This window comes from Ancrocorticia sp., assembly GCF_052089425.1.
Classification (GTDB): domain Bacteria; phylum Actinomycetota; class Actinomycetes; order Actinomycetales; family Actinomycetaceae; genus Ancrocorticia.
Genome location: NZ_JBQCZW010000003.1, coordinates 69,599 through 75,255, shown reverse-complemented (window position 1 = coordinate 75,255; position 5,657 = coordinate 69,599). Strand labels below are relative to the sequence as shown.

Here is a 5,657-nt window from a genome sequence, read left to right as displayed (position 1 = left end):
CCGGGGCCGAATGGGCCTGATGGCCCGTTGGGTCCCTGACCAAAGGGGCCCGGCTGCTGGCCCTGACCGTACTGGGGCTGGCCATACTGTCCTTGGCTAAACTGACCTTGGCCATATTGACCCGGCTGCCCTTGACTAAACTGCCCCTGCCCATATTGACCGGGTTGGCTCTGACCGTATTGGCCAGGCTGACCCGGCGCAGCATACGGACTCTGGCCGTACTGCTGGGTGGAGTTAGGTGCCGAGGACGCGCTAGGAGCGGACGAAAAAGGGTCCGTAGGGCGCGGGCCAAAAGCATCGCCACTTGGCTGGTACTGTTGCCCATTTCCGGGCTGCGATGGTTGTCCGTTTCCGCCTTGGCCACCCTGATTAGGCCAAGCCGATCCGTTGTTCTCACTCATGAAGGGCCCTTCAGATTCGGTATTCCCACACGGTGTCATCACCGCCTGTGCGGGCTATCGTTGACCTCATCATACGGACTTTAGTCTCAAACACACACTACGTCCGCACTTTTAACCTGCCAACAAGAGCACCACGGCAACAGAAGCGAGGACGCCAGCCGCAATCGACCCCCACCATTGGAGGCCAGCCCACCACGGGTGACGTTCCATTGTTCCCCGGCGCATCGGCAAAATCGGGGCATCGTTTGACAGCTGCTTGGGGTGCCTTGTCAGCTGGTCGATCACTCGTTGCTGCTGAGCACTCACCGTCTCAACATTCGAAAGTTCTCCCATCCCCTCTTCGTTCTGTTGGAGGGCCAGAAGGCTGCCAACAACCGGATCCCTCGGTTCAGCCGGGTCCGCATCACGGAGGAGAATGATGGACCTGAAGTTCGGCGAGCCATCAAGCGGATGCACAACCACGGGAACCAGTAGTCCTTGCTGGGCGCCGCCTCGCTGCACGTATCGCTGCTCCGGGCTTTCATCAGTGCCGAGCGTGCGTGCCACAACCGGAATAGGCTTCATTGGCGGAAAATGCATAGCCCACGGCAACAGACACACCAGCGCCACGATGATCATGACAACCAGAACAACCCAAAAATTGCCCTGCGTCAGATCTAGATCAGCAAACAATACGGTTCCTATTGTCCCCACAACTGATCCCACAAAGAGGCCAGTACCAATCCTGCGCAAGTGATCCAGATTCCGATCTGCGGGTACCGCCCCTTCAAGCGAAATCTGTTGGACCAGATTAATAGAAGGCACCATCAACTCCCAAGGTATGTCAAGATTCCCGCGGCAGCTTTCCGGCTGGCCCACCGCGCCCCAACGGTCGAGGCGCTTGGCCCGTAGCCAATAAGGTGAATTCGCGGATCTGCTACCACTTGTGTTCCATCCATGAGGATACCGCCCCCGGACAAGCGAATACCAAGTGAGGAAAAGTGACGGAGCTCAGGACGAAATCCCGTGGCCCATACAATGGCATCCGCCTGCCAGAAATCGCCGTTATCCCACCGCACACCATCAACCTCTATCGATGAGAACATTGGCCAACGCTTGGTGAGGCCCCGTTCCTTCAGTGACTGCGTGAAGTCAGTGACTGGCAGCCCAGTTTCCGCAACCACCGGCAGCGGTGCCAGCCCAGCTTCCACTCGCGCGCGCACGCGTTCCTCCACTCCCATACCCGCCTCGGGGCTGAGCCCCGGGCCGCCCAACGTTTCGTTCTTCCATCGCGGTGGCGTTCGCGTGGCCCACCGAATCTTCTTTGCCCCGTGGTCCAGATCGTCAAGGTGGGAAAGTGCGCTCAAGCCGCCGCCAACAACCACTACACGCTTGCCCTCGAATGCTCGCGATCCTGGGAAGCTTTGCGAATGGAACTGCATACCGCGGAAACTCCCGATGCCCGGATAGTGGGGAATGAACGGTCGGGTCCACGTTCCGGTGCAGTTCACGATCACCTTTGCGGCGAAGGTTCCGGCAGTGGTTGAGACTGTCAGGAGGCGGTGTGGGGCGGGGGCTTCGCCGTCGTCGTCAAAAACTCCCGTGACCATCACCGGACGGAAGATCGGAAGGTCGAAGGTATCCTCAAAATCTCCGAAATAGGTGGTCACCCACTCGGAGGCGCGCTCCGAAGGTTCAATTTTTTCCGCGGGAAAGTGGGGCAAATCGGCGATATGGTTCACCCTCCCCATCGTCAGGCTGGGCCACCGGTGCTGCCACGCACCGCCGGGCCTGTTCTCAGCATCCAGAACAAGGTAGGTGCCGCGACTGGAACGCTGTCCAGAGAATTCCTCCTGTGGGGCGTAACCGGAAAACCCGCGCCGGCCAAGTTCGTATGCCATCGCGAGGCCCGCCTGCCCGGCGCCGATCACCAGCACATCCACCTCATGCACCGCCGAATCGCGGGAAACGGATCTGCCGCGGCCCGCATCCCACAGTGGGAGGCCATCGCGTTCCGCGGGAACCCACGCGCCGGCTGGCAGCCGTTGAGACTGTGCGTGCGTTGGGACCTGTGCCGTCATGGTTCCAAGACTACTGGGCGGAGCGGCCAAACGTGGTGGAGGCGGGAAATAGACTGGCGGCATGGAACTCTACAGCGCTCACCGCCTTGCTCGTGAACTCATGGATTCACATGGGCTCCACGAATGGAACATTACCTTTGATCATGCCCGGCGCCGAGCTGGCATGACCTCCTTCACCACCTCCACAATCAGCCTCTCTACGCCAATCACCCTTTTAGCGGATGAAGAATACATTCATCAGGTTGTCCTCCACGAAATTGCGCACGTCTTAGCAGGGCCTAGGCACAATCACGACGCCGTGTGGAAAGCCAAAGCTCTCCGGATCGGGGGAACGCCAACCGCCACCTTGAGCGGGGGTCCTGAGCTGCCGACCCGTTACGTCGGGTACTGCCCCAACGGTCACGTGATTACGCGCCACAGGCTTCGGAGAACGCCGGTATCCTGCGCCAAATGCTGCCCCGATTTCGATTCGGATTACCTCATCACGTGGTATGACACGAAGGCGCCGGCTGCGTGAGATCGGAAATGGTCGTAATGCACATTCTAGAGGTGCCATACATGTATGGCATAGAGTGGAGGTATGGTGCGAACAACGATTTATCTTCCCGAGGAGCTCAAGGCTGCACTTAAAGCGCGTGCCGAGGCGGACGGGCGCAGCGAATCCGACCTTATCCGCGAAGCTCTGACAGAAAAACTGCATGGCAAGGGTAAGACTGCAGGCGAAATACGGTTTGGCCTATTCGACAGTGGGACATCTACTACCTCAGCTGACGTGGACGATATCCTCACTGCCACTGGATTCGGAGTGGAATAACGTGACCCTTATTGCTGATACGGGCGCAATCTATGCCTGTTACGACCGCGCAGATGCGCACCATGTGGCCGTTAGTAGGTACCTGACCGGATTCAGCGAAAAACTCTGGGTGCCAGCTCTCGTGCTTGCAGAACTAGATCACCTCGTTGCAACGCGCCTCGGCAAACACGCTCGTGGGATCGTGCTAGACGACGTGCTGGAGACGATGACAGTTATACCCTTTGACCACAACATCGCTGTTCGCTCAGCGAGCGTGGCTAGAGAGTATGACGAATTCCCACTTGGATTAACCGATGCAACGCTCGTCGTGCACGCGCAGGACTACCGCACCTGCGATCTCCTCACGGTGGACCAGCGCCATTTTAGGGCTGTTACTCCACTGTCAGGCGAGAAATCTTTCCGTTTGTTTCCCTTCGATGCTTAGGGCGCGTGCAACTCTCCGGTAATGGCCGCCACAGACGTGGCGGGCTGAAGTGGGTAGATTATGGGTTTGAGTGAATATGAGGTGGATGTGGCTGAGATTCAGACGGCAAGCGCAACCCGAGGAGGCGAGGCCCGGGAAAACGGCGTCCACACTGGCGGGGTCCAAGTAGGCGGTGTCCAGCGCAAGACCCTGCGTACGCGGCGCAGGAAAGAAAGCCTGACTGCGTACCTCATGCTGAGTCCTTCACTCATCGGAGTGGGGCTTTTTCTTATCGTTCCGTTCCTGCTGGTTTTCGTTATCTCACTGACCAACTGGAACCTCATTTCCGATCCAAGCTTCGTTGGGCTGGACAACTACCAGTGGCTCTTCAGCGGGGATTCCTTCACCAAGTCACTTATCGTAACCGTGGCATTCACGGCGATGGCTCTGCCTACCGCCATATTCGTTGGGCTGTTCATCGCGATCGGGCTGAATCGCAGGCTCCCGGGCTCCACGTTCTTGCAGCTCATGTATGTGCTGCCCTGGGTATGCGCGCCTCTGACACTGGGAATCGTATGGCGTTGGATGCTGGACCCATCGAACGGTCTCATTAACTCCGTCATCGGCACGCGGATTGAGTGGATGAGCAACACCAACTTAGCCCTACCCATGGTTGCATTCGTGTACGTGTGGCAGAACGTGGGATACATTTCCCTGTTCTACCTTGCCGGGCTTCAGTCCATTCCAACATCGCTTATCGAAGCCGCAAAGTTGGATGGAGCCGGATCTTTCCGGCTGCTGACCAAGATGTATCTACCGATGTTGCGGCCCACCACGTTCTTCGTATTGATCACCACGTTCATATCTTCGTTCCAAGCCTTCGATCTGGTGTACGGCTTAACGGACGGGAAGCCCGGGTATCCCGGTGGCACCACTGACTTGATCGCCGCACACATTTATCAGACGGCATTCCGCGGAGGGAACCAGCTTGGGCGGGCTTCGGCCATGGCAGTCATCCTGCTGATCATCATCTTGGCCATTACCTTCCTGCAACAGAGATACTTCTCCAAGCGAACCGTGTACGAGTTGGACTGAGAGGAGGAACAAAGAATGAGTGTTACGAGCCAAGCAGCCCATAACCCCGGCCACCGCGATTCCGGCTCCACGGAACCGGCCACACTACCGGCCGTTGACGCGCCGCCCACAGTTGCCACCCCGATCGTCCGGCAAAATACACACCGGACCCCGCGCTGGTGGTTCTCGGTGATCCTCACCTACGTGTTCTTGGCGGTTGGCGCCTTGCTCATGCTGGTACCGTTCCTGTTCTCGGTCATGACCAGCCTGAAAACCCCTCACCAGTTCTCCAGCGAACCGCCGCTCGCGCTTCCCGATCCGTTGACGCTCGATAACTTCACGGCGCTGTTCAACCCCTCCAACAACTTCATCGTCCCACTGGTTGTCACGATCCAAGTGGTTGCCGTGCTGACCGTTGGACAGATGGTCTTCTCCGTGCTGGCAGCGTTTGCGTTTGCCCGCCTCCAGTTCCCTGGGCGCGAACTCATCTTCTGGGCCTACATCGCCACCCTCATGATTCCACCCATCGTTCTCATGATCCCGCTGTACTCCATGGTCTCGCAGGTGGGGATGCGTAACACCTTTGCCGGACTGGTTGTGCCCTTCGTTCTGGGTTCGCCCTACGCCATCTTCCTGCTCCGACAGAACTTCCAAGCAGTTCCTCAAGAAGTTCTGGATGCTGCCAAGCTGGACGGTGCCGGGCAGTGGCGGAGCCTATGGTCCATCGTTCTCCCAATGAACAAGCCGATTCTGGCCACTCTATTCCTCATCACCGTGGTGACCCAGTGGAACAACTTCCTGTGGCCCTCCATCATCGCGCCCGGCAAGGAATGGAACGTGCTGACTGTGGCCACCTCGGCCCTGCAAACCCAGCATTCGGGCAACTGGACGCTGGTCATGGCCGC

7 protein-coding genes and 1 pseudogene are annotated in these 5,657 nt (G+C 58.4%); 5 read left to right on the top strand and 3 right to left on the bottom strand.

Translation table 11 applies throughout. The annotated features are described in order from the left end of the window. From ACTHV6_RS02115 to ACTHV6_RS02105, 3 genes and pseudogenes are all read right to left on the bottom strand, one after another. Positions 1 to 401: pseudogene (locus ACTHV6_RS02115) on the bottom strand (hypothetical protein); the annotation flags it as partial. Between the two features lie 111 nt (positions 402 to 512). After that, complete coding sequence (locus tag ACTHV6_RS02110; RefSeq protein WP_441385606.1) at positions 513 to 1,208, bottom strand: hypothetical protein; 696 nt, start codon at positions 1,206 to 1,208, stop codon at positions 513 to 515. Then, positions 1,208 to 2,461, bottom strand: coding sequence for an NAD(P)-binding domain-containing protein (locus tag ACTHV6_RS02105; protein WP_441385605.1), 1,254 nt, complete (start codon positions 2,459 to 2,461; stop codon positions 1,208 to 1,210). Before ACTHV6_RS02105 ends, ACTHV6_RS02110 begins: the two co-directional genes overlap by 1 nt. A gap of 61 nt (positions 2,462 to 2,522) precedes the next feature. Between ACTHV6_RS02105 and ACTHV6_RS02100 the strand changes: the two genes are divergently transcribed. The 5 genes from ACTHV6_RS02100 to ACTHV6_RS02080 all read left to right on the top strand — a co-directional run. Beyond that, positions 2,523 to 2,978 carry a SprT-like domain-containing protein gene (locus ACTHV6_RS02100; protein ID WP_441385604.1) on the top strand — a complete coding sequence of 152 codons (456 nt, stop codon included), beginning with the start codon at positions 2,523 to 2,525 and terminating at the stop codon, positions 2,976 to 2,978. A gap of 63 nt (positions 2,979 to 3,041) precedes the next feature. Next, on the top strand, positions 3,042 to 3,275 hold the full coding sequence (locus tag ACTHV6_RS02095) for a CopG family transcriptional regulator (protein WP_441385603.1): 234 nt from the start codon (positions 3,042 to 3,044) through the stop codon (positions 3,273 to 3,275). 1 nt (position 3,276) lies between these two features. Then, positions 3,277 to 3,699, top strand: a complete 423-nt coding sequence (locus tag ACTHV6_RS02090) for a PIN domain-containing protein (protein ID WP_441385602.1) — start codon at positions 3,277 to 3,279, stop codon at positions 3,697 to 3,699. A 66-nt stretch (positions 3,700 to 3,765) separates the two neighbouring features. Further along, entirely contained in the window at positions 3,766 to 4,773 is a 1,008-nt protein-coding gene (locus ACTHV6_RS02085) for a carbohydrate ABC transporter permease (protein WP_441385601.1), read from the top strand. Positions 4,774 to 4,788: 15 nt separating this feature from the next. Beyond that, a partial coding sequence (locus ACTHV6_RS02080) for a carbohydrate ABC transporter permease (protein WP_441385600.1) occupies positions 4,789 to 5,657 on the top strand: 869 nt, incomplete at its 3' end.